21 protein-coding genes, 1 pseudogene and 1 other annotated feature are annotated in these 24,154 nt (G+C 35.7%); of the genes and pseudogenes, 19 read left to right on the top strand and 3 right to left on the bottom strand.

What is annotated here, in order from left to right; all coding sequences use genetic code 11:
- The first annotated feature begins 183 nt into the window (after positions 1–183).
- From mltG to FNLLGLLA_RS03795, 7 genes are all read left to right on the top strand, one after another.
- Positions 184–1,617, top strand: coding sequence for an endolytic transglycosylase MltG (mltG, locus tag FNLLGLLA_RS03765; RefSeq protein ID WP_156697626.1), 1,434 nt, complete (start codon positions 184–186; stop codon positions 1,615–1,617).
- Between the two features lie 23 nt (positions 1,618–1,640).
- The gene (locus FNLLGLLA_RS03770) at positions 1,641–2,249 is read left to right on the top strand and encodes an O-methyltransferase (protein WP_012864558.1); all 609 of its coding nucleotides are present in this window, start codon (positions 1,641–1,643) and stop codon (positions 2,247–2,249) included.
- Entirely contained in the window at positions 2,249–3,493 is a 1,245-nt protein-coding gene (locus FNLLGLLA_RS03775) for a peptidase U32 family protein (protein ID WP_156697625.1), read from the top strand. The genes FNLLGLLA_RS03770 and FNLLGLLA_RS03775 overlap by 1 nt, the downstream gene beginning before the upstream one ends.
- Before the next feature lie 3 nt (positions 3,494–3,496).
- Positions 3,497–3,778: a DUF4911 domain-containing protein gene (locus FNLLGLLA_RS03780; protein WP_156697624.1), complete on the top strand. Its 282-nt coding sequence runs from the start codon at positions 3,497–3,499 to the stop codon at positions 3,776–3,778.
- 95 nt (positions 3,779–3,873) lie between these two features.
- Complete coding sequence (locus tag FNLLGLLA_RS03785; RefSeq protein WP_156697623.1) at positions 3,874–4,863, top strand: hypothetical protein; 990 nt, start codon at positions 3,874–3,876, stop codon at positions 4,861–4,863.
- A gap of 237 nt (positions 4,864–5,100) precedes the next feature.
- Positions 5,101–5,333, top strand: a binding site (T-box leader).
- Between the two features lie 141 nt (positions 5,334–5,474).
- Entirely contained in the window at positions 5,475–7,385 is a 1,911-nt protein-coding gene (thrS, locus tag FNLLGLLA_RS03790) for a threonine--tRNA ligase (RefSeq protein WP_156697622.1), read from the top strand.
- 158 nt (positions 7,386–7,543) lie between these two features.
- Positions 7,544–8,749, top strand: a complete 1,206-nt coding sequence (locus FNLLGLLA_RS03795) for an MFS transporter (protein ID WP_156697621.1) — start codon at positions 7,544–7,546, stop codon at positions 8,747–8,749.
- A gap of 164 nt (positions 8,750–8,913) precedes the next feature.
- Here FNLLGLLA_RS03795 and FNLLGLLA_RS03800 read toward each other — a convergent pair whose 3' ends face one another.
- A complete protein-coding gene (locus tag FNLLGLLA_RS03800) occupies positions 8,914–10,407 on the bottom strand; it encodes a DASS family sodium-coupled anion symporter (protein WP_174892259.1) in 1,494 nt (497 codons plus the stop codon).
- Positions 10,408–10,915: 508 nt separating this feature from the next.
- On the opposite strand from FNLLGLLA_RS03800, the gene infC reads away from it, so the two are divergent.
- From infC to FNLLGLLA_RS03825, 5 genes are all read left to right on the top strand, one after another.
- Positions 10,916–11,434, top strand: coding sequence for a translation initiation factor IF-3 (gene infC / locus FNLLGLLA_RS03805; RefSeq protein ID WP_038150063.1), 519 nt, complete (start codon positions 10,916–10,918; stop codon positions 11,432–11,434).
- Between the two features lie 20 nt (positions 11,435–11,454).
- A complete protein-coding gene (rpmI, locus tag FNLLGLLA_RS03810; RefSeq protein WP_004696338.1) occupies positions 11,455–11,652 on the top strand; it encodes a 50S ribosomal protein L35 in 198 nt (65 codons plus the stop codon).
- Between the two features lie 46 nt (positions 11,653–11,698).
- Positions 11,699–12,049: a 50S ribosomal protein L20 gene (gene rplT, locus FNLLGLLA_RS03815; protein ID WP_156697619.1), complete on the top strand. Its 351-nt coding sequence runs from the start codon at positions 11,699–11,701 to the stop codon at positions 12,047–12,049.
- Positions 12,050–12,201: 152 nt separating this feature from the next.
- Positions 12,202–12,756: a hypothetical protein gene (locus FNLLGLLA_RS03820; protein WP_156697618.1), complete on the top strand. Its 555-nt coding sequence runs from the start codon at positions 12,202–12,204 to the stop codon at positions 12,754–12,756.
- A 271-nt stretch (positions 12,757–13,027) separates the two neighbouring features.
- Positions 13,028–13,669: a PdaC/SigV domain-containing protein gene (locus tag FNLLGLLA_RS03825; protein WP_156697617.1), complete on the top strand. Its 642-nt coding sequence runs from the start codon at positions 13,028–13,030 to the stop codon at positions 13,667–13,669.
- 122 nt (positions 13,670–13,791) lie between these two features.
- Here the strand turns inward: FNLLGLLA_RS03825 and FNLLGLLA_RS03830 are convergent, their stop codons facing one another.
- Positions 13,792–14,028 (bottom strand): hypothetical protein, encoded by a 237-nt coding sequence (locus FNLLGLLA_RS03830; RefSeq protein ID WP_038125447.1) that lies wholly within the window; start codon positions 14,026–14,028, stop codon positions 13,792–13,794.
- A 116-nt stretch (positions 14,029–14,144) separates the two neighbouring features.
- Between FNLLGLLA_RS03830 and FNLLGLLA_RS03835 the strand changes: the two genes are divergently transcribed.
- The 6 genes and pseudogenes from FNLLGLLA_RS03835 to FNLLGLLA_RS03860 all read left to right on the top strand — a co-directional run bounded on the left by FNLLGLLA_RS03835 (position 14,145) and on the right by FNLLGLLA_RS03860 (position 23,097).
- Positions 14,145–15,362, top strand: a complete 1,218-nt coding sequence (locus tag FNLLGLLA_RS03835; RefSeq protein ID WP_156697616.1) for a hypothetical protein — start codon at positions 14,145–14,147, stop codon at positions 15,360–15,362.
- Positions 15,363–15,544: 182 nt separating this feature from the next.
- Complete coding sequence (locus FNLLGLLA_RS03840) at positions 15,545–17,140, top strand: type I restriction-modification system subunit M (RefSeq protein WP_156697615.1); 1,596 nt, start codon at positions 15,545–15,547, stop codon at positions 17,138–17,140.
- Positions 17,130–18,341, top strand: a complete 1,212-nt coding sequence (locus FNLLGLLA_RS03845) for a restriction endonuclease subunit S (protein ID WP_174892260.1) — start codon at positions 17,130–17,132, stop codon at positions 18,339–18,341. The genes FNLLGLLA_RS03840 and FNLLGLLA_RS03845 overlap by 11 nt, the downstream gene beginning before the upstream one ends.
- An 18-nt stretch (positions 18,342–18,359) precedes the next feature.
- Entirely contained in the window at positions 18,360–21,494 is a 3,135-nt protein-coding gene (locus FNLLGLLA_RS03850; protein WP_156697613.1) for a type I restriction endonuclease subunit R, read from the top strand.
- Positions 21,495–21,634: 140 nt separating this feature from the next.
- A pseudogene (locus FNLLGLLA_RS03855) lies at positions 21,635–22,177 on the top strand (restriction endonuclease subunit S); the annotation flags it as partial.
- Positions 22,138–23,097 (top strand): site-specific integrase, encoded by a 960-nt coding sequence (locus FNLLGLLA_RS03860; protein WP_232055007.1) that lies wholly within the window; start codon positions 22,138–22,140, stop codon positions 23,095–23,097. The pseudogene FNLLGLLA_RS03855 and the gene FNLLGLLA_RS03860, both read left to right, overlap by 40 nt.
- A gap of 23 nt (positions 23,098–23,120) precedes the next feature.
- Here FNLLGLLA_RS03860 and FNLLGLLA_RS03865 read toward each other — a convergent pair whose 3' ends face one another.
- Positions 23,121–23,783: a restriction endonuclease subunit S gene (locus FNLLGLLA_RS03865; protein ID WP_197922999.1), complete on the bottom strand. Its 663-nt coding sequence runs from the start codon at positions 23,781–23,783 to the stop codon at positions 23,121–23,123.
- Between FNLLGLLA_RS03865 and FNLLGLLA_RS03870 the strand changes: the two genes are divergently transcribed.
- Entirely contained in the window at positions 23,765–24,136 is a 372-nt protein-coding gene (locus FNLLGLLA_RS03870; protein WP_038125442.1) for a hypothetical protein, read from the top strand. The genes FNLLGLLA_RS03865 and FNLLGLLA_RS03870 overlap by 19 nt on opposite strands.
- Positions 24,137–24,154 lie beyond the last annotated feature (18 nt).

A 24,154-nucleotide genomic window follows, 5' to 3' on the forward strand; every position in this document is an offset into this window, starting at 1 on the left:
TACATTATCATTGTTGTAAAAAGCAGAGACTTCATTCATGCTAAGGGCATAACAAATACATAAAATTAATATATTGCATAAAATGGAATAAGCGGAATCATTGCCCTTTTATATAGGGGAAATATAGAGTTTATGGTATAATGAATTGATATACTGTTATGTTACAGAAAGGAACTCAACAACGTGAGAAAAGCCTTAAGATATATTTTGATTCTAGTTATTGTAGGTATATTAATTATTGGTGGAGGCCTTGGTGCATTGTACTTTGTACCGAATACCTTTGCTCAAGATGATGGAACACAAGTAGTCGTTATTGAAAAAGGTCAAACGGGTACTGAAATTGCAGATATGCTTTTTGAAAGAGGGCTTATTCGCTCAACTCAGGGCTTTAAGCTCTGGTTATACTTGAGTGGCACCAATGATAAGCTTCAAACTGGTCATTATCAAATACCTAATAAGGTAACTGTGCGCGAACTCATTTCCTTATTACAAGAAGGTCATGTAGAATCTATTCGTATTACAATTCCTGAAGGATATACAGTTGGTGATATTGCTATCGTTCTTGAAAAGAATCAAATCATGAAGGCGAAGGACTTCTTAGCTGAAGCTAAGACCTATGTACCATACCCTTATATGAAAGGCACAAAACCTGCTACATATCCTGTAGAAGGCTTCTTGTTCCCAAGTACGTATGAAATCCCCGTAGGTGCTACGCCTCGTGATGTTATTCAAATGATGGCTGACGAAATGAATCGTTACCTTACACCAGCTGTGAAGAAACAAATTCAAGCTCAACATATGAGTATTCATGATTTTGTAACCTTGGCGTCTATCGTTGAACGAGAATCTTTATTTGATGCAGATCGTCCAACTATTGCAGGGGTATTCAAAAAGCGTCTAGCTCATGGTATTCCATTGCAATCTGATGCGACTATTTCCTATGTACTTGGCTATGCGAAAGAAAATGTAACGATTGGTGATACACAACTGCAAAGCCCATATAATACATATGTATCTAAAGGTTTACCACCAGGACCAATTGCAAATCCTGGTAAAAAAGCTCTAGATGCAGTATTACATTCTGAAAATACAGATTATTTATACTTCGTAGCAGATAAAGAGGGGCATAATCACTTCTCTAAATCTTACGAAGAACATTTAGCAGCGGTTAATAAAATTTATGGTGCTGACACAGTAAAAAATTCTTCTGCTAATACTGAAGTAGCTGCACAAGCTGGTCCTAACTATGACGTAGCAGTAGCGACTACAGAGCCTAATTATAATTATAGTTCTGCAGAAGCAGTGGAAGCAGATTCTCAATATGTTGATGTAGAACCTAGTTATAAATACACACCAACTACAGTTCCAGCGGCTGAGGTCCCAGATCCTGTACCAGGTTCAACACAAAATCAATCATCGACGCAAGTTACGCCAACTGCTCCATCCTATGGAAATAATACAAATACCAATACGTATGTACCAACGACGACACCTGTACCTGAATCGATGCAGAACGTTATTCCTAATGCACAACAAGCACCACAAATTCAGGTAGAATCTGCAAATCCGGCTGAACGCTCTACGTTGGTAGTTCCTAGTGGTACTAACAATAGATAATGTAGGAGATTTAATCTACTTTCATGATATTAAATGATATTTTAAATGAACAGCGTATTTACGCGATGATTAATGATGTGCCGATTTTACGAGAATCTGAGGTTCATCTATTTGAAGAATTAATAGGTTTATACCGGCCCACCTCTGTGTTAGAGGTGGGCACAGCCATTGGTTACTCCGCTTTGTTGATGGCACCATTACTCGACGAAGAGGAAGGGCATATTACCTCCATTGAATTGGATGATGTGCGCTATGAAATGGCGAAATACTATATTAACCAATCCGATTATACCGATAAAATTACATTGCTGAAAGGCGATGCGTCTCAAGTCTTAACGGAACTCACAGGTGAATACGATCTAGTGTTTTTAGATGGACCAAAGGGGCAATATTTAAAACAACTTGAACTTATTCTGCCACATGTGAAAGAAGGGGGCGTCATTCTTGCAGATAATGTACTCTTTAGAGGCTATGTAAGGGGCGATAAGGAACCGCCAAAACGGTTCAAAACTATCGTAAAACGGTTACAAGAATACTTAACATATGTTGAAAATAAAGAATTGTTTAACACCACCATTTATCCCATGGGTGATGGTATGAGTGTGAGTGTGTGGAAAGGGCACAACAAATAATGGCAGAACATTTTATGGAATTGCTTTGTCCTGCAGGTAATATGGACAAGCTTAAAATGGCTATCCGCTATGGTGCGGATGCTGTATATTGCGCAGGTAAACGCTTTGGCTTGCGCGCAGGTAACTCTAATTTCTCCGATGAGGAATTAAAGGAAGCTGTAGAATTTGTACATGCGCATGGCAAAAAGATTCATGTTACATGTAATATCATTCCTCACAACGAGGACTTCGAAGGTTTAGAGGATTATTTGAAATTCCTTGAAAGCATCGGTGTTGATGCAATCATCGTTGCAGACATGGGGATTTTTAGCCTTGCTAAGCACGTGGCTCCAGGTTTAGAGCTTCACGTAAGTACACAAGCTTCTACTACAAACTGGCATACAGTTCAAATGTGGAAAGAACTTGGTGCTACACGTGTTGTAGCGGCTCGCGAAGTGTCCTTAGCAGACCTTAAAGAAATGAAGGATCATGTAGATATTGAAATTGAGTCCTTCGTACATGGTTCTATGTGTATTTCTTACTCTGGTCGCTGCTTATTGTCTAACTATATGACAGGTAATCGCGATGCTAACCGTGGTCAATGTTCTCAATCTTGTCGATGGAAATATTCTCTTGTGGAATCTAATCGACCTGGTGAATATTACCCAATCGAAGAAGATGAACATGGCACGTATATCTTTAACTCTAAAGACTTGTGCTTGATTCACCGCATTCCAGATCTTTATGAAGCTGGTATTGATAGCCTTAAAATCGAAGGGCGTATGAAATCAGTTCACTATTGTGCCACAGTGGCAAAAGTATATCGTACAGCGATTGATACATATCTTAAAGAAGGTAAAGATTGGTATGTTCGTCCAGAATGGATTGCAGAATTAGAAAAGATTTCCCATCGCCCTTATACAGACGGCTTTGCTGAAGGTCGTCCTGATGAAACGGCGCAAAACTATGGTAAATCTACGAATACTCAAAGTCATGACTTCATCGGTTTAGTTATGAGCTACAACGAAGAAGAAAAATACGTTGATCTTGAACAACGTAATAACTTCAAGGTGGGCGATAAGGTAGAATTCTGCCAACCAAAAGGTGAACTTGTTGAAACAGTAATCGAAAAAATGACAGATGAAGATGGCAATCCTATCGATGTAGCACCTCACGCACAAATGAAAGTACGCATCTATATGGATACACCACTTGAACCGTACTCCATGATGCGCCGTGAGTGCAAACCTAAAGAGGATGAATAGTTTATGAGCGGTACAGCCTTAGAGCCGAGTAAATCAATCGGTGTTTTTCCAGATGTACCAGCCTTAACCACCTCTGGAGAAGAAGCGTATGTGTACTTTCACATTGATCCTAAACATACGAATTTCATAAATCGCATCATTGAAGGCTATGAATATTTAGGTGTTATGACCTCGGTAAATGCGAGTGGGCGGTGCATGTTGCGCTGCACACCATCTACAAGGCCTTTGGCGCTTGAAGTATTAAGTAGTTTATCCGACTATGTCACTATAGAAGATAAAGTATAATTTTGATTGTAAATTGTATGAGGGAATTTTGTGACTATACTAGATTTACAATTATATTAAATGTATACGAATTGTAGAGAAATGAGAGTATATCTATGAAACAATCTATTTTGAAACGCACATTATTAACAGCTTGCCTTGGAGTATCTATGGCAGGTGTAGCTATGGCGGGTCCTGTAGGCCCTGTAATCATTCCTCAAGCAGGGGATGTGGTTGTTATCAACCATGGCCCTGATATGACTTTCACAGGGAATATCAATTTTGATGTTGAAAGCCAAACTAACAACAATTTACAAATTGGTTCTACTGTGATTCCTAATGTGGTATACGGTGCGGCTTTTAATAAGTCTGGCGCACCAGATACAATCATCCCGGCTCAAACGTATGTATATGTAGGCACAAAAGACGGGGCGAATGCTTTCACAGAAGCTAGCGATGCAGATAAAAAAGGTGCAAGCTGGAACGTGGAAACATTGAAGAAAACTAAATCTGGCGATGTACAATTGGCGAGCCGTGGCGTTCCTGAAAAACCATTGGCTAATCAAGTGGCAACCATTAAAGACTCCATTATGCTTAGCGCTGTAGATCTCAGTACTACAGAGGTGGGACGCAATAGCAAGGGCGTTTTATACATGACCGTGCCTAAGGAATTGAAGTTGACTGCTGACACAGGCATTCCTGATGATGTGCGCGAAACGATGCCAGCCATGTTCCGTGGCAAGATGGGTGACTCCCTCATGGTAAATCTCATGCCTCTAAATGAGGAAGAGAAGCAACAATTAGCGGCAAATCCACATAATGCCAATACTATCGTATTCAACCGTGGTATGAACATGGCAAAAATGATTGGTTCCTCTGCGCGTACAAGTAAGGTGTATACATACATGAAGGACCATTATTTGAACCTTGTTATTGTAGCGAAAGATTACGATGATAACGGTGCTCGTGGTAGCGGTGTTATGATGGTATCTAAACAAGATAACTCTAATGACGTGCTCTTAACACTCTACAAAGGTCCAGACCTTTCTACTAGCAAATTGGAAAAAGTAATTGGTGCTATGTTGTCTACAAACTTCAAACGTTAATATACAAATAAAGTATATAAAATGGCTCGAGATTCTGATATGTTCCGCCTTTACTGGTTGTCTAGTAAAGTGGGGCCATATCATTCTCGGGCCGTTTTCTTTAAAATATAAATGTATCAATATAAATGAAGAGAAGATTTACAATTTATGGATTTAAAAAATTACAGTTTATAGTTTTCAAGAAATTTACAGTTAAACTGTATTGAATTTTTTAGTCCTCTATGATACTATAATCTAGTAAAAGTGATGCAAAGGACATGATTCTTTTATCCCTGTGTACCAGAGAGAGGCAGATGCTGGAAATGCCTTACACATATATTAGAGTTACCCCCTTTAAACTGATTTGTCGAACCTAAGTAGGCAAATACGGCCGCCACCGTTATCGGGCTTAATGAAGTGAATTAACTATACACATATATTGGTATAGGTAGTTAACTAGGGTGGAACCGCGAATGATCTTCGTCCCTTGTTTGTAGGGATAGAAGGTCTTTTTTTATTACCCAATTTCTACAAGCTAATTACTCAATGTTTATGTATTGTGTGGTAAGTAGGTATATTGGTGAAAGTAGAAAATCAAAGCTATCCTAGTTTATAAATTGGAGGAAAGAAAAATGGCAGATGTAAAAATCATTTTACCTGATGGTAGTGCAAAGGAATACGCTGCTGGCACTACTCTTGGGGAAGCAGTAAAACAATTATCTAATAGCTTGGCTAAAAAAGTACTAGCTGCAAACGTAAATGGCGAATTAACAGACCTTCGCAAAGAACTTGTAGATGGCTCTGAAGTTGCGTTCTTAACATTCGAAGACGAAGGGGGCAAACATACTTTGCGCCATACAGCTTCTCATATCTTGGCACAAGCGGTTAAACGTTTATGGCCTGAAGCTAAATTGGCTATCGGACCTGCTATCGATAAGGGTTTCTACTATGATATCGATATGGAACATACTTTGACTCCTGAAGATTTGGGTAAAATCGAAAAGGAAATGAGTCGTATTGTAAAAGAAAATTTACCGATTACTAAATCCGTTATGCCTCGTCAAGAAGCTATCGAATTCTTTAAAGCTAAAAATGAAGATTACAAGGTAGAATTGATTCAAGATCTTCCTGAAGATGCTGTAATCTCTTGCTATTCTCAAGGCGATTTCATTGATCTTTGCGCAGGACCTCACGTGGCATCCACTGGTAAAGTGAAAGCTTTTAAATTACAAAGCATTGCAGGTGCATACTGGCGTGGCGATGAAAAGAACAAAATGTTGCAACGTATTTACGGTACTGCATTTGAAAAGAAAGAAGAACTTGACGCATACCTTCACTTGCTTGAAGAAGCAGCTAAACGGGATCATCGTAAACTTGGTAAAGAACTTGGCTTGTTTGTTATCAAAGAAGAAGGTCCTGGTTTCCCATTCTTCTTGCCAAAAGGCATGGCTCTTCGCAACGAATTAGAAAACTTCTGGCGCGAAGTTCACCATGAATTTGAATACGAAGAAATCCGTACACCAATCATCTTGAACAAACAATTGTGGGAAACATCTGGTCACTGGTTCCATTACCGTGAAAATATGTACACTACAATTATCGACGAAGAAGAATATGCAATTAAACCTATGAACTGCCCAGGCGGTATCTTGGTTTACCAAAACGAAATGCACTCTTACCGTGACTTCCCATTGCGTTACGCTGAACTTGGCCTAGTTCACCGTCATGAATTATCTGGTGCATTACACGGCTTGTTCCGGGTACGTGCTTTCACACAAGACGATGCTCACGTATTTATGTTGCCATCCCAAATGCAATCTGAGTTGATGAAAGTTATCGAATTATTCGACCGCATTTATAGCCAATTTGGCTTGAAGTACCATGTGGAATTATCCACTAAACCAGACAATGCTATGGGGGATGATGCGATTTGGGAAGCCGCTACAGAAGCATTGCGTAATGCTATCGAAGCAAAAGGCATTCCATACGTAATTAACCCTGGTGATGGTGCATTCTACGGTCCTAAACTTGACTACCATATTGAAGACTCCTTGGGCCGTACATGGCAATGTGGTACTATCCAATTGGATATGAACTTGCCAGAACGTTTCCAAATTGAATATGTTGGCGAAGATGGTCAAAAACATCGCCCTATTATGATTCACCGTGCATGCTTCGGCTCCATGGAACGTTTTATCGGTATCTTAACTGAACACTATGCAGGTGCATTCCCAACATGGATGGCTCCTGTACAAGTTAAAATCTTGCCTATCTCTGAAAAACACGTTGAATATGCTAAGGACTTGGCAAAACAAATGCACCGTGACTATGTACGTGTGGAAGTAGACGACCGCAGCGAAAAAATCGGTTATAAAATCCGCCAAGCACAAATGGCAAAGGTTCCATACATGCTTGTTGTGGGTGATAAAGAGGTCGAAGAAGGCACAGTTAACGTTCGTAAACACGGTGGTGACGAATTGGGCTCCGTACCATTCGAAGAATTCTTCAATTCTATTAAAACTGAAATTAAAGAACGCAACTAATTATTTACTCTCCTAGTAATTATAATGTTATAAATCCCCCTCACATCTTGCACAATTTAAATTAGTCTGTATAATTTAATAGTGATGAGATTATAAGAGGGGGATTTTGTATTATATTCGCTTTAATTGTTACCTGTGAGTAGCGAAAGGAAATGACTATGAAAAAAGTAAATTCATACGGTTGGAAAGCTGTTATTGGTTCCTCTATTGGCTATGCCATGGATGGGTTTGATCTCTTGATTCTCGGCTTTATGTTGAGCTTAATTTCAGGGGACTTAGGTTTGACCACAGGTCAAGCAGGTTCCCTTGTGACGTGGACCTTGGTAGGTGCTGTAATTGGTGGTTTTATCTTTGGTACCTTGTCAGATAAGTTTGGTCGTGTTCGTGTGTTGACATGGACTATTGTATTATTTGCTGTATTCACTGGCCTATGTGCTTTTGCACAAGGGTATTGGGATCTTCTCATATATCGTACAATTGCCGGTATCGGCTTAGGCGGTGAATTTGGTATTGGTATGGCCTTAGCAGCTGAAGCCTGGCCTGCACAACACCGTGCAAAAGCGACGAGCTATGTTGCCATCGGCTGGCAGTTAGGCGTATTGGCCGCAGCACTGTTAACGCCCGTATTACTTCCTTATATTGGCTGGCGTGGTATGTTCATGGTTGGTATTATTCCTGCCTTTGTAGCCTGGTTCTTCCGTGCGAAATTACATGAACCAGAAATCTTTGTTCAAAGTAAAGAAATTAAAGAACACTCCCATACGAACTCATTCAAGTTATTAGTAAAAGATGTAAGAACTACAAAGACCTCTATAGGTGTTGCTATTTTAACATCTGTTCAAAACTTTGGTTATTACGGTATTATGATTTGGTTGCCTAACTTTTTGAGTAAGCAATTAGGGTTTTCCCTTACAAAATCGGGTTTGTGGACTGCCGTAACTGTATGTGGTATGATGGTCGGCATTTGGTTATTCGGACGATTGGCTGATAAAATTGGTCGTAAACCGACATTTATTTTGTTCCAAATATGTGCTGTGGCATCTATCTTGATTTACTCTCAACTATCTGATCCAACAGCTATGCTATTTGCCGGTGCTATATTAGGGGCCTCTGTAAATGGTATGATGGGTGGCTACGGTGCCTTAATGGCGGAAGCATACCCAACAAGTGCTCGTGCAACAGCTCAAAACGTATTATTTAACATCGGTCGTGCCGTAGGTGGCTTTAGCCCAATGGTAGTAGGTATGATTATCTCATTGTACTCTTATCAAGTGGCAATCGCTTTCCTCGCGATTATCTATGTAATCGATATTTTAGCAACTGTATTCTTAATTCCTGAACTAAAAGGTAAGGAATTAGAATAAATAAATATCTGTGAAAGCTTTACATTGAAAAGAACATAGACGTTTTATATTGAAAGGCATATAAAAATCAAGAGGCTCTGTCATAAGACAGAGCCTTTTATAGTATGTTTAATTTAAAATATTAGAATTATCTAGAATATTTGGTCTATTTAGAATATTTAGACTTAAGCAATTCCGATCCAGTGCCAGTATGTAAGTGCAAATACGAGCATCATTATATAACCGATGATGGTTAATGGAATACCTGTAGTCATAAATGTTTTTACATCGAATGTATCTGTACCGTAAGCTACCATGCCTTGTGGAGAGTTTACTGGTAATACTAAACCGAAGCAGATTGCATATTGCATGAGCATTGTTACGCCAAGTGGATTAAGTCCTTCTGCGGAATGTCCCATAACTATAGAGATTACGATAGGAATCATGGCAGAGGAAAGGGCTGTAGCTGAAGCAAATCCAAGATGGATTAAAATCAGGAAGGCAGCCATAATAGCAATCAAAAGGAACACGCTTGCTGTTTCAAGGGAGAAGGCATTTACAAATACCTGTGCGAGCCAAGTAGCAGCTTTTGTTTTAAGTAATACGGAACCCAGTCCTATACCAGCTCCAAACATAACAATCGATCCCCAGTCGATATTTGGCTGTGCAAACTTCCAGTCCATAATACCAATTTTAGGGAAGAAGAATAAGGCAATTGCTATAATCGTAGTTGTTGTAGTATCGATAGAGTGTAGTTTACCTCCTGTGGCCCACAATACTAATAAACCAATAGAGATGCATAACAGTTTCTTTTCATCAAATGTCATTGGACCGATTTCTTTACGCATTTTAGCGAGTTGTACATCACCGCCAACGAGCTCTTTAAACTCTGGTTTGATAAAAGCTTGCGTTACAAAGTAGGTAATGATAGCCATAATTATGGAGAACGGTGCAGCTGCTGTGAGCCAATCAATCCAGCTTACCGATGTGTTCATCTGTGTTTGCATAAATCCAACAGCTACGAGGTTTTGAGCGGCTGCTGTTTGAATCATAATATTCCAAAATGTATCTGCTTGTACGGCACCTACCATGAGTAGGGCTGCTACACGGCTTTTACGTTCAATACCTAAGTTTTCGACGATACCGATAATAATTGGAGCCAAACAAGCGATACGAGCCGTTGCACTTGGCACAAAGAAGGCTAGAATAAGACCTGTAATAATAACACCTAAATAGATACGGCTAACCTTTGTACCTACACTAGATAATACGAGCATAGCTATGCGACGATCGAGACCTGTTTTACGCATAGCCACGGAAATAAACATAGCTGCACCTACGAGAATCATCGCAGGGGAAGAATAACCTGAAATAATCAGTTTTAAGGCATTGGCTGTGCCCATAGCTTTCGCTGGCGCTTCTGGATTTGGAGAGAAACCTAGTAATAAGGCAGTGAGTGCTGTAATCATGGTCGCACTTACCGGATAGGATACAGCCGATGTCATCCACAAGATGATAGCAAAGGCGAGGACACCAATCATGCGATGACCACCGGTAGATAATGTCTCTGGTGTAGGTAATAATAAAATGCTACCTAAAACAATAAAGGCAAGAATAAGACCTATATTTTGAATTGTTGTACGAGCCTTTTGAGGAGGCAAGCTAGTTGTTACACTCATAATAAAACCCCTTTCAGTTTGTGTAATACCTATTACTGTATAATACTTAGTTAGATAATGTTTAGTTAGATAATAATCAGTTAAATAATATCTAGTTAGATAATACATAGCTAGATAATACTCACTTAAATAATACCCAGTTAGATAATATGTAGTTAGATAATACCTTGCTAGGTAGAATATATTATATATATTATTGTATCGTATTTTTCTATAGAATTAATAATCATATTATAGAAATATTGTATACATAAAGGGGGATAGGTGTCAGTAAGTATGCCTATATACAGAACTTATAATCTCTGTTATACTAAAAGAGTTGTAATAATAAATTGCTGAGAGCAACTTAAGATTGTTGTTGACTTTCACTATCTAATTTGTTATTATAATTAAGTGATTTATGAAGCAGAGGCCATCCGCCACTCACCTAATACCAAGAAGTATGAGGTTAATATAGAGAATTCTATTCGGATGGTGTTTGCCGTCCGTTTTTTTTATTCTCTTGGAGGTGAACGCTATTAGCAAGGATACACCACGCATTAATGAAGAGATTCGTGCTCGTGAACTTCGTGTCGTAGGTCCTGAAAACGAACAAATCGGTATTATGTCTGGCCGTGAGGCTTTGGCATTGGCTGAAGAACAGCATCTTGATCTTGTGGAAATTGCACCTAACGCTAAACCACCAGTAGCTCGCATTATGAACTACGGTAAATATCGTTATGAACAACAAAAACGCGAGAAAGAAGCGAAAAAGAAACAAAAAATCGTAACTTTGAAAGAAGTCAAATTACGTCCACATATTGAAGACCATGACTTTTACGTAAAAATGAAAAATGCATCCAAATTCTTGGCTGAAGGTAACAAAGTAAAAGTAACTATCATGTTCCGCGGTCGTGAACTTTCACATCCAGAACTAGGCATGGCAGTGTTGACACGTTTTGCTGAAGAACTCAAAGAAACGGCGTCTATTGAAAAAGCAGCTAAATTAGAAGGTCGTAACATGACCATGATTTTAGTAAGTAAATAAGGTATTGGGAGGATTATATTATGCCAAAAATTAAAACTCGTCGCGCAGCGGCTAAACGTTTCGCAGTAACTGGTACTGGTGAATTCAAGCGTGCGAAAGCTTTCAAAAGCCACATTCTTGAGAAAAAATCTCCAGCTCGTAAACGTAATTTACGTAAAGCTACATTGGTTGCAAAAGCTGACCACAAACGCGTAGCTAAATGCTTACCATACGCTTAATCGTTAACTATTAGATCGATACATCGTAATTTAGGAGGAATATACAATGGCAAGAGTGAAAAAGGGCGTTACAGCTCATGCACGTCATAAAAAGATTTTAAAATTAGCTAAAGGTTACCGCGGTACACGTTCCCGTTTGTTCAAAAAAGCTAACGAAACAGTAATAAAAGCGTTGTACTACGCTCGTCGTGACCGTCGTGCGAAAAAACGCGAATTCCGTCAATTGTGGATCGCTCGTATCAACGCAGCGGCTCGCATCAACGGTACAACTTACAGCCGTTTCATCGCTGGTTTAGCTAAAGCAGGCGTTGAAGTAAACCGTAAAATGTTGGCTGACTTGGCAGTTAACGATGCAGCAGCATTCGCTAAACTTGTTGAAGTAGCTAAAAACGCTTAATAGCATAACCATATACATTGAGGACTCTCTTTGGAGGGTCCTTTTTTATGTGGTGAAAGTAATGGATTATCAATACTTATATAATATGATATGATATGATATCCTATAGATATCATGTGTGTAATAAATATTGAAAGAGGGGAATTAAAATAATGAAAAAATTATTTTCTATGTTATTGTTAGTATGTATAGTAATACCATTACAGATCCAAGCTATATCGATGGAAGCTATTAAAAATGATAAGAATAATGTTCCTATTCTTACAGGAGAAAATGCTATTACGTATTTTGTAGATAAAAGTTCCATTAAAAGAGTAGAAGAAAATGAGTTTATTTATAAAGCACAGGCAGTTGTATATGAGGTTGAAAATAATAATAGTCGTAGAACTAACTCATATATTCACAAGGTTTTAGTTACTTATCGTTATGATATAAACCATTCTGTAGCCAGCGTATTACGTACTCCACAGTATGCACAAGACTATTCACTTCTCATATATGCTAAACAAGCTAGCTCTGGCATGAAATTAACAATAAATAGTGTGGAGGATTTTAATTATGAAGGTGTGGCTTTGGGGAATTTCGGTAATATTCCACAACAATACGTTGATGTAGCTTTGCGTGATCCTAAATATGTTGTAGGTAATTATATCTTTAAAGAAGCTTATGGTATAGCTTTTGAAAATATGACTCTTCATAAGAAATAAGATAAATGAGTTTATGGAAGTAGCTAAAAACGCATAATAGCATAACAATACAGATTAAGGACTCTCTTTGGAGGGTCCTTTTTTGTATGGTAAAAGTATGATATAGCTACATTTGTATTTAAGAGTAAAATACCGGATCATTTTAGCTGTTTTATAAAGTGAAATAAACTATTAGAAATATGAAATAGAAAAAGAGGAGTTTTATCATAGCCTGTAGAAGTAACACAGTAATGAATCTATTTGAAGGTGTTTGTTAAAAGGAGACATTATTATGGGAATGTTTAAAAAGCTATGTGTGACCTCTTTGTTAGGTGTTATGTTGGCTGTACCTACCTATGCAACTGTTGTTACAGGTAGTCAATCCGATGTAAATATGAAGTTAAACTATCCATTGGTTTATACTAATAATATGTTTGCACAAAAAGCGATTAATACAGACATCGCAAATTATGTACTTGAAGCAAAGGATATGTATTATAACCAACATATTTATCAAGTTTCTCAAAACTATAAGGTTACCTATGAGGATAGTCAAGTTGTTTCAATCCTACTAACTACCTATTATTACTACGCCGGAGCTGCTCATGGTATGTATAATACAAGAGGTCTTGTATATAATAAAGTAACAGGTCAACGCATTCCATTATATAACTATATAAAAATTGCGAATGCAGCACAATTGGATAACGGTTTACGATCCCATGTATTAAGTTATTATACAGGTAATCATATAAAGAGCTATATTCCAAGTGGATGGAGTGTAAAATATGTAACCGATAACTATTGCTTACGTGGTAAGGGGAACATTGATCTAGTTTACCAACCATATGAACTAGGACCGTACGCAGCTGGTAATACCTATATTGGTTTTACACCAAAAGCCATTGAATACTTTAACAGAATGAACTCCTGATAAAAGTATGTTGCTATATTGATCCTAACTGTATTTTGATGAATTAAATAGTATTCTTGTAATATACGACAAAAGCCTATAGTACATTTTTAGTACTATAGGCCTTTATCGTATTTACCATATTATCTTCTAAATCCGCCGCATCCTCTAGTATTAGAGTTTGGACCGCAATAATTTTGGTTGTTATTGGTGCCTGGTGCATAGTTAGTATTGTTCGTATTGTTATCGGAGTTGTATTGTGTGTTAGTGTTGCAATTGTACTGAGAGTTATTGCATACATAATCGTAAGCAAATCCAGTAGATACAACAGCGGTTACGGCTAAAGCAGTCATGATGAGTATACGTTTTGTAAATTTCATAGTAATTACCTCCTTGTTCATATATTTATATTATACTACTATGAGTCAAATAAAATATGATATTCTATACATATATACTATTTGAGAGGCATTATGTGAAAGGATGAGAGTCTATTATGAAACGTGTATTGATGGCTGCACTATGTTTAAGCTGTGTTACGTTGGGAAGTCATGCGATTGATATTAATATACCAGGTGCAGATCCTACAGTAGCAAAAGATGCCTATCAGAACTATCGTAAGACTGGTAATGAAGTCCAAAAGACTGAAAATATTATAGCTAATCAGATACGAGATGAATATAACAATAATGGCTCTAAAAAATGGACACTAGATGAGTTACTATACTTTACAAAAGAATTGTATCATTCTACAAAACAGTCTTCTTCTGTTTTTATTCTTAAGGATAATGGGGCAAATATTAAATTTACTATACCAGAGAGTAGCCAGTTCGGTAAAACTATAAAAGGGGACCCATTAACTACAGATGTTCAAAAAGGAAATTTCCGCTTAATTGAAGGCAATATACATTATACTGTTCGTAAGAGTGGTGAAAGTCAAGTTAAAGAAAATTCGTTCTCGTATCCTACTGTTAGAAATGCTACATGGGAGATTGGGCAGATTAAAAGTGGAGCTTTAGAAGGGGCTATTAACTTTGGTGTGAAAGCTGATCCTTCGCTGTCTTATCATATTAGCTATGATTTGATTAAGAAAAAGGAATTAGAGCTATTAAAGACACATGATCAGGAATACGTGTATAAAGAGCTAATGTCACCATTAGTTAATTATGTACTACCTTCTATTGAACCTGCAAATCAAATACTTTCAAAAACTAAACCCATAACTATTAATGGATTTACTTTCCAAACTTTAAAATCAAGTGATTTAGTGCATCATGGCCCTGATAATGATGCAATTTATATCTATGATGGTAAAAAATATCGTGAAGGTATTATGGTGAGAGAATTAAAACCGGAAGAGTTGACTAATCGTCATCAAATTAATTATAAATTGATACGATTCTTCATTATGCATAAGCCATATTCCGATTTTAAGCCAATTCAATATGCAACGGTTTGGAATGATGCCACTCCTGCTATCTATATGGAAGTAGAACGATCTCAATCTAGAATGTACATTCAATCGCTATATGATGATAAATATTTATATACTCACTTTATAATGGCTGATTTAGATTATAAAACACCAGCAAAAGACTTGCGTGATATAGTTCAATATGTAGACAATGCAAATGACAAAGATAAATACGCTAAAAGCCAAGCTGGGATGGGAGCTATGCCTAAAGGTATATATGAAAACTCATCTGTAAAATAAGGGAAAAATAGTCAACCTCACATATAATTTTGACTTGATTCCAAATTTAATTTATGAAAATATATATGTAAGTTTTACCACATATAAACACTATTACTCTAGTAAAGTGTTTATATGTGGCATTTTTTGTAGTAGAATAAAATTAATTACTATGAATAAATCATGAAAAATTAGGAGATATTATGGGTGCCGAATTAAATCAAAAATTATTTAGTGCTGCTGATAATTTACGAGGTAAGATGAGTGCTGATCAATATAAAGATTATCTTTTAGGGCTAATTTTTTATAAATATTTATCTGATAAATTATTAGAGTCTACAGTTGTAAAAGCTTATAAATCCCTTGATGAATATAATACAGTAGCAAAGCAAACAGAATTGTATAAATCTTATATTTTAAATGATAAAAGCAAAGCGTTTTTTATTGCGACTATGTCAGATACGTTAGGGTATCATATAGAACCACAATATCTTTTTAGTGAGCTTGCTAATTCTGTTAAGGATAACTCTTTTGAATTGGTTCATTTGAGAAATGCTTTTGTACGATTGGAAACGGCATACAAACAGTTCGAAGGTTTATTTGATGATATTGATTTAGATTCAAAACAACTTGGTGTAGATGCGAATCAACGAAATATTACAATTAGTGAAGTTATTAAAAAACTAGATGAAGTTGATGTGTTAGGTCATGATGGTGATGTGATTGGCGATGCATATGAATATCTGATTGGTGAATTTGCTGCTGGATCAGGTAAAAAAGCAGGTGAGTTTTACACCCCCCAACAAGTATCTGATATGATGGCTCAAATTGTAACAATTGGACAAGAGGATACACCATCGTTTACTGTATACGACCCTACAATGGGTTCTGGTTCATTGATGCTAAATGTACGTAAGTATTCAAATAATCCGGATCGTGTACAATACCATGGACAAGAACTTAACGTAACTACATATAATCTTGCACGCATGAATCTTATTCTTCATGAAGTAAATGCTGAAGATCAACGTCTACATAATGGGGATACACTAAATAAAGACTGGCCGACAGATGAGCCGTATATGTTTGATTCTGTAGTTATGAATCCACCATACTCTGCAAAGTGGTCTGCAGATCCTACATTTATGGATGATGCACGTTTTAACCGTTATGGAAAGTTAGCACCTAAATCTAAAGCTGATTTTGCTTTTCTCTTACATGGGTTTTACCATTTAAAAACATCTGGTACCATGGCAATTGTTTTGCCACATGGGGTTTTGTTTAGAGGGGCAGCAGAAGGTATAATTCGAAAAAAATTATTAGAAGATGGAAGTATTTATGCGGTGATTGGGATGCCTGCAAATCTATTTTTTGGAACATCTATACCGACTACTGTAATTATTCTTAAAAAGAATCGCCCAGGACGTGATGTGTTATTTATTGATGCAAGCAATGATTTCACAAAATTCAAAAATCAGAATAAATTAGAACCAGAGCACATAAAACGCATTGTTGATACTTATAAAAATCGTGAAAGTATTGAAAAGTACTCTTATTTAGCACCATTTAAAGAAATTAAAGAAAATGATTTTAACCTAAATATTCCACGCTATGTTGATACCTTTGAAGAAGAAGCTCCTATTGACATGGTTGTACTTGGCAAAGAGATGAAAGCTATTAAGGAAGAAGAAGCAAAATTAGAAAAAGAGATTTATGATATGCTTCTTCAGTTAGATTGTACTGATGAAGATAAAGATTGGTTAAATGGTGTACTTGAGGTATTTAATTATGGCAAATAAACCAAGAATACGATTTAGGGGATTTACTGAAGATTGGGAACAGCGTAAGTTAGGGGATTTATATAAACGTGTAAATGAACGTAATGATGGAACTTTAGGGCGGGATAAATGGATTTCTGTTGCAAAGATGTATTTTCAGGATCCTGATAAAGTACAATCAAATAATTTAGATACACGTACCTATGTGATGAAAAAAGGAGATATAGCTTTTGAGGGACATCCAAATAATGAATTTAAATTTGGTCGATTTGTATTAAATGATATAGGTACTGGTATCATTTCAGAGCTATTTCCCATTTATAGACCTATTACCGAATATGATTTAGATTTTTGGAAATATGCGATTCAACTTGAACGAGTGATGGCTCCTATATTGGCAAAATCTATTACATCATCAGGAAATTCATCAAATAAATTAGATCATAATCATTTCTTAAATAAGGAACTTTTAGTTCCTAATATTGAGGAACAGAAGAAAATAGGAACCCTATTAAGCCTATTGAGTAAAAATATTACCCTTCATCAGTGTAAGCTTAAAAAGCTCAATTTAGCTAAAAAATCATTGTTACAAAAATTATTTCCAAGAAATGGAAGTCAAATTCCAGGGGTTAGATTTAAAGGATTTACTGATGCTTGGGAACAGCGTAAGTTAGGAGATATAGCTACATTCTCAAAAGGTAATGGCTATTCTAAATCAGATTTAGCACCGTCTGGAGATCCAATTATCCTATATGGTCGTCTTTATACAAATTATGAAACCACTATTAGGAATGTAGATACATTTGTTGAATTAAAAGATAAATCAGTTATTAGTCAAGGCGATGAAGTAATAGTTCCAGCATCAGGTGAAACTGTAGAAGATATTTCTCGTGCTTCAGTTGTTAAAGATCAAGGAGTTATTATTGGTGGTGATTTGAATGTAATTAAAGTAAATCATTTATTGGATCCAACATTTTTAGCTCTGACTATCTCAAATGGAGAACAACAAAAAGAGTTGAGTAAACGAGCTCAAGGAAAGTCAGTAGTTCATTTACATAATTCCGATTTACAAGAAGTTAATTTAACATTTCCTCTGCTTAATGAACAAAAAGAGATTTCGACTCTTTTTGAGAAGATGGATAGTATTATTACCCTTCATCAGCGTAAGTTAGAAAGGTTACAAGAAGTAAAAAAAGGCTTGCTTCAAAAAATGTTTGTATAGAATTACAGGGATAACTATATGGGGAAATTAAATAATACAAAAGAAGCTCAGCTCGAACAAAATCTAATTGATTTACTTTGTGCACAACATGGACAATGGACTTTTCGTTCGGATTTAAAAACAGAAGAAGATTTATGGAACAATTTACGTAATATTATTGAGATTCGAAATAAAAGTGAACTTAATGATAATATGTTAACTGATAGTGAGTTTAAGCGAATTCGATCAGAAATATTGGCAAATACTAAAACGCCTTTTGAAGCCGCAAAATGGCTGCGTGGTGAAAAGGGAAAGTGTTCAGTTGTTCTGGAAAGAGATAATGGTTTAGGGCGTATAGAGTTAATTATTTATTCTAGTATTGAAAAAAATGGTGGCTTTTCTTCTTATGAAATAGTACATCAAATTGCAAAAAATAAATCTAACTTAGAAGAACGAAGTCGTCGATTTGATATTACTTTATTGATAGGTGGTCTGCCGATTATTCAAATAGAATTAAAAACAGCCATAGCAAAGGATGGGGTTAAGCAAGCCTATTATCAAATAGAAAAATATATTGATGAAGGGACATTTTCAAATACTATATTCCAAACGCTACAGCTATATGTTATGTCTAATGAACAAACGACTCGATATATGGCTGCTGCTCCAAAAGGTGAGTTACAAGATAAATTTATGTTTGGTTGGCGAACTCGAGATAACACAAGAGTTGAGAATATTAATGAGTTTGCAAAGCAGGTATTAAATATTCCAAGAGCTCATGAATTAGTATCTGAATATATGATTCTTAGTGAAGAAGTAAGCAGTAAGATATTAATGGTCTTACACCCATACCAAATTCATGCTATAGAAGCAATTTTTGAGGCTGCAAGTAAACATCAATCTGGTTATATTTGGCATGCAACTGGTTCAGGTAAGACTATAACTAGTTTTGTATCTACAAAACTACTTGCCCAAAAGAGTGGGATAGATAGAACTATTATGCTGTTAGATAGAAAAGATTTAGATAATCAAACGACATCAGAGTTTACTAAATTTGCCTCTGCTTACTCAACAGGTGTAAATACTAACAAAAATACACTTATAGTCGGTACGGGGAATACCAAGGAGCTTTCAAATGCTCTTAAACAGGATTCAAGTTCTAATGTAGTAATTGTGACTACACGCCAAAAACTAAATAAGGCTGTTGAATACTTGCAAGAAAAAGAACCAGGAAGACTTGCTAACCTTCGAGGAAAACATATTGTATTTATTGTTGATGAATGTCATAGAGCTATTAGTGCTCAAAATATGGATGATATTAAAAAAGTATTTCCAAAATCGACATGGTTTGGATTTACAGGTACACCTATTTTTGAGGAGAATAAAAAGAGTTCTGATGGTCAATATGCCCGCACTACACATGATCAATATGGAGAAGTTTTACATCGATATACTATAAAAAATGCGCTTGAAGATGGATCTGTATTGGGATTTCAGGTAGAACATGAATCTACTATACATCAGGATGAACTGGCGAATGTAGTGTACCGAGCAATGCGTTCGGAAGAAAAAAATATCAATTATACCGATGAGGAGCTAGTGTCCACTATTGAATCTATGAAGGATATTGATAAAGAGCAATATTTACAGAGTACACATTATGAGTCAGATGACCATATTCAATCTGTAATTCGCAAAATTTTAAGCCCTAACAATGCATATAGTAAATTTGTATTCAAAGATGGTAAGCCAACAATGTCTGCTATTTTGACAACTAGTTCTATTGATATGGCGAAGCGTTATTATAAGGCAATTAAGAAATTTACAGCCCATAAGAACTGGTTAGAAACACAGTTTCCCAATAATCCTTTGCGCCAGGGTGCGGTTATGAATGATCCAGATTTTCCACGTGTGGCAATTACATACTCTTTAGAGGAAAATACAAAGGATTCAGCATTAAAAGAAACTGAAATGGCTGAGATTATTGATGAGTATAATCAGATGTTTGGGACCTCTTGGTCTATTGAAAGTATTAATCGTTATAATGGTGACATTAACAATAGGCTAGCGCGTAAAAAGGGTGAGTTTAAAGAATTTGGTAAACATTTAGATTTAGTTATTGTTGTAGATCGATTATTAACAGGATTTGATGCTCCTAGATGTCAAACCTTGTTTGTAGATCGGAACTTACAATATGCTGGACTCATACAAGCGTTTTCTAGAACTAATCGAACATATAAAGGAAAAGATAAAGGTTTGATTACAACCTTTAGAAAACCTGCGACGATGAAGGAACATGTATATGCAGCAACTCGGTTGTATTCTCAAACGAATAATAATAGTAGTTTGATCTACCCAACATATGAAGAATCTAAAAAGAAGTTTAATGCTGCATATACAGCTTTAGTAAAATTAGAGGCTATAAATTCAAATAATCCTATTACTGAATATGCTCCCGTTTCAGATCGAATTAACTTTGTGAAGTGCTTCCAGGATTTAAATAAAGCTTATCGTGCTATTGCCTCATATGATGACTTTAACATAGAACTTGATAATGACAAACATGGTACCTTTTCTAAAAAGATTGCAATTATAGAAGACAATATTGGCTTATATAATACGATAAAAGCATCCTTAAAACCTGATGATAAGAATGAACCTGGTATTGAATTAATTGATTTCTTTGATTCTAGTACAGTACAGACATATACTGTTGATAAAAGCTATATAGATGCTTTATTAAGTGAATATGAGGCGAACAGTCAAGATACTCGTGCAAAAATTGAAGATGCTTTAACAAAGTTGAATAAGAGTGAATCAGTCCGTACTATTTATAAACATATTCTTGATGATATTGATACACAGGTGATAGATAAAGATAGTAATCTATTGAAAATAAAAAGAGAATATTTTACTAAAGCTTATGACTCTATTGTTGAATCCTTTGCATCAACATGGTGTGTTAATCAGGATGAACTTATGGTTTCTGTAAATCAATCTACACTAGGTGAAGATATATACAATAAAAATAGAATAGTAGGCAGTGCTAACTATCCTGTATATGTACAACAACACCCCGATTCTGATCCATTTTCATACCCTCAACACATGATAGAAGCATGGGAAGTATGTTTGTCTGATGAAGTTATACCGTTAAGAGATGAATTGAAGTAGCAACATAAAATCCTAAAGTATATTTGTTAATAATAGAATATCCGAAGTTTTGTCCGTATATGGTCAGAAACGTTTAGATTTGGTCGTATTAGACATTATATGGTGTTTAATACGGCTTTTTATTTTCTTGGGAACAGCGTAAGCTGGGAGATTTAGCTGAAATTGTACGTGGTGCATCTCCAAGACCGATAAGTGATTCAAAATGGTTTGATAATAATTCAGATGTAGGTTGGTTAAGAATTTCAGATGTTACAGCCCAAGATGGTCGAATTCAATATTTAGAACAAAAAATATCTAAATTAGGTCAAGATAAAACTCGTGTTGTAAAAACACCACATTTATTATTGAGTATTGCCGCAACAGTAGGAAAACCTGTAATCAATTACGTTCCAACAGGTGTTCATGATGGTTTTTTAATTTTTCTAAATCCTAAATTTAATATTTTATATGCTTTCTGGTGGCTAGAAATATTCCGAGAAGAATGGAATAAGTATGGTCAACCAGGTAGTCAAGTGAATTTAAATTCTGATTTAGTAAAAAATCAAGTTATTAATATACCAAATGAAAAAGAACAAGAAAAAATTAGTTCATTTTTAGAGGCTCTTGATAGAATTATTACCCTTCATCAGCAAGAGCCATTTCTATGTGGGAACAGCGTAAATGGTGGGGTAGAATTATGTTGACAATAGAGGAAAAATCCGAACTATTTTATATTTATTACGAAAAGTGGATACGAATTTATAAAGAAGGGGCTATTCGTAATGTAACAATGCGAAAATATGAGATAACTCTATTATGGTTAAAAAAATTAGTTCCTGAACTTAAGCTTTCACAATTAAACAGAATATCGTATCAACAATTATTAAATGATTATGCAGAGTTTCATGAACGACAAACAACAATGGACTTTCATCATCAAATTAAAGCAGCTATATTGGATGCAGTAGATGAAGGATTTATTGATAGGGATCCGACGCGGAAGGCTATTATAAAAGGTCGGTCACCGAGAATAAAGAAAATCAAATATCTAAATCAGTTTGAATTACATACCTTGTTAGTTAACTTGAAGTTGACATCCGAGATTAACTGGGATTGGTTGATATTGATAATAGCAAAAACTGGGATGCGATTTTCAGAAGCTTTAGCATTAACGCCAAAGGATTTTGATTTTTCACATCAATCATTGATTGTGGATAAAACGTGGGATTATAAAGGAAATGGTGGATTCCTGCCAACGAAGAATCGCTCATCAGTGAGAAAAATACAGCTTGATTGGCAAACAATCATAAAGTTCTCAGAACTAATTAAAGGCTTACCTGAAGATAAGCCTATATTTGTGAAAGGTCGTGTATTCAATTCGACAATAAATGGTGTATTAGAACGGTATTGTAAAAAGTTGGGAATACCAGTCATATCAATTCATGGTTTACGACATACTCATGCCTCGTTGTTACTTTTCGCAGGGGTATCGATTGCAAGTGTTGCAAGAAGACTAGGGCATGCAAGTATGACGACGACACAAAAAACATATATCCATATTATTCAAGAAATGGAAAATAGAGATATTGATCTAGTGATGCGGTCTATGGCTGGATTAGCATGAGAATTATTATATAGAAATGGCTTTTACTGATGAAGGGTAATAGACTCATCTATTTGATTTATAAAATTGCTTATCTTATTTTGTTCTTCAAGTGATGGAATGGTAACATCCCACTTTTTTAACTCATCCATTGGAACCAGATTTGTCATGGCAGATCCAGGATTTGCTTGTGTCAGCTGTTTTTGCATCATATCTGACTGCATAAATTTGAGAAAGTATAGTGGATTAACAGAGTTCTTATCCACTTTAAATCTAATTAGCGCTTGATTAAAGACACCCTTCTTTATGCCATCTGGCACCATTGAGATTCTACCTATAGTACCTGCACCACTCATAATAAAATCGCCTGGTTGTATATTAAACCGAATTAACTCATTATATTTCTCTTTTGAAATAAAATAACGAGTTACATAATTATCATATATGGCATTTTGTTGTTCATATACTACATAGTCAGACTTCTTTACAAAAGAATCTTTTTTTAATGAACTACCAAATGGACCTCTTCTGATTCCATTTTGTGTATCTAATAAATCAAGAAACTTACGCTGTTCCCAAGTAATTTTAAGGAGATAAATATGCAGAATTTTGATAATTATAATTATGAAAAATATGAAAAATGAGTGGAACTGAGTTTCGATTAAAGGTAAGTGAATTAGAGGTGAAATTGTCTGAAATTGGATTATCTTTAATTAAAGAATATGCTAGTGGCGGCTTAAAGGCACTACTTTTATTAAATGGTGCAGCTGGTATAGCTATCTTAGCTTTTCTAGGAAATATTTTGGGAACTGAATTTGAACGTTGGATTAGAGGAATTGCATGGGGATTAGTTTTCTTTTCGATAGGTGCCTTTTTTTCAACTATTTCTTGGTTATTTGCCTATATATCACAAACATATTATAACGAAGCTAATGGTAATGATAAAATGATTAAGAATGGTACTATCTGGCGTAATACTACAATTATAACTGTTGTTGTTAGTGGAATCGCTTTTCTTGTTGGTGGATTTTTGATATTTTATGTTATAACTAGTTATTAAATTACTATGAAATAAATG

This window comes from Veillonella parvula (genome assembly GCF_902810435.1).
Classification (GTDB): Bacteria; Bacillota; Negativicutes; order Veillonellales; family Veillonellaceae; genus Veillonella.

Bases quoted from the DNA above. Each gene is read 5' to 3' on its own strand.
- FNLLGLLA_RS03770 (WP_012864558.1), top strand. From the start codon at position 1,641: ATGATATTAAATGATATTTTAAATGAACAGCGTATTTACGCGATGATT.
- FNLLGLLA_RS03775 (WP_156697625.1), top strand. From the start codon at position 2,249: ATGGCAGAACATTTTATGGAATTGCTTTGTCCTGCAGGTAATATGGAC.
- FNLLGLLA_RS03780 (WP_156697624.1), top strand. From the start codon at position 3,497: ATGAGCGGTACAGCCTTAGAGCCGAGTAAATCAATCGGTGTTTTTCCA.
- FNLLGLLA_RS03785 (WP_156697623.1), top strand. From the start codon at position 3,874: ATGAAACAATCTATTTTGAAACGCACATTATTAACAGCTTGCCTTGGA.
- thrS (WP_156697622.1), top strand. From the start codon at position 5,475: ATGGCAGATGTAAAAATCATTTTACCTGATGGTAGTGCAAAGGAATAC.
- FNLLGLLA_RS03795 (WP_156697621.1), top strand. From the start codon at position 7,544: ATGAAAAAAGTAAATTCATACGGTTGGAAAGCTGTTATTGGTTCCTCT.
- FNLLGLLA_RS03800 (WP_174892259.1), bottom strand. From the start codon at position 10,407: ATGAGTGTAACAACTAGCTTGCCTCCTCAAAAGGCTCGTACAACAATT.
- rpmI (WP_004696338.1), top strand. From the start codon at position 11,455: ATGCCAAAAATTAAAACTCGTCGCGCAGCGGCTAAACGTTTCGCAGTA.
- rplT (WP_156697619.1), top strand. From the start codon at position 11,699: ATGGCAAGAGTGAAAAAGGGCGTTACAGCTCATGCACGTCATAAAAAG.
- FNLLGLLA_RS03820 (WP_156697618.1), top strand. From the start codon at position 12,202: ATGAAAAAATTATTTTCTATGTTATTGTTAGTATGTATAGTAATACCA.
- FNLLGLLA_RS03825 (WP_156697617.1), top strand. From the start codon at position 13,028: ATGGGAATGTTTAAAAAGCTATGTGTGACCTCTTTGTTAGGTGTTATG.
- FNLLGLLA_RS03830 (WP_038125447.1), bottom strand. From the start codon at position 14,028: ATGAAATTTACAAAACGTATACTCATCATGACTGCTTTAGCCGTAACC.
- FNLLGLLA_RS03835 (WP_156697616.1), top strand. From the start codon at position 14,145: ATGAAACGTGTATTGATGGCTGCACTATGTTTAAGCTGTGTTACGTTG.
- FNLLGLLA_RS03840 (WP_156697615.1), top strand. From the start codon at position 15,545: ATGGGTGCCGAATTAAATCAAAAATTATTTAGTGCTGCTGATAATTTA.
- FNLLGLLA_RS03845 (WP_174892260.1), top strand. From the start codon at position 17,130: ATGGCAAATAAACCAAGAATACGATTTAGGGGATTTACTGAAGATTGG.
- FNLLGLLA_RS03850 (WP_156697613.1), top strand. From the start codon at position 18,360: ATGGGGAAATTAAATAATACAAAAGAAGCTCAGCTCGAACAAAATCTA.
- FNLLGLLA_RS03860 (WP_232055007.1), top strand. From the start codon at position 22,138: ATGTGGGAACAGCGTAAATGGTGGGGTAGAATTATGTTGACAATAGAG.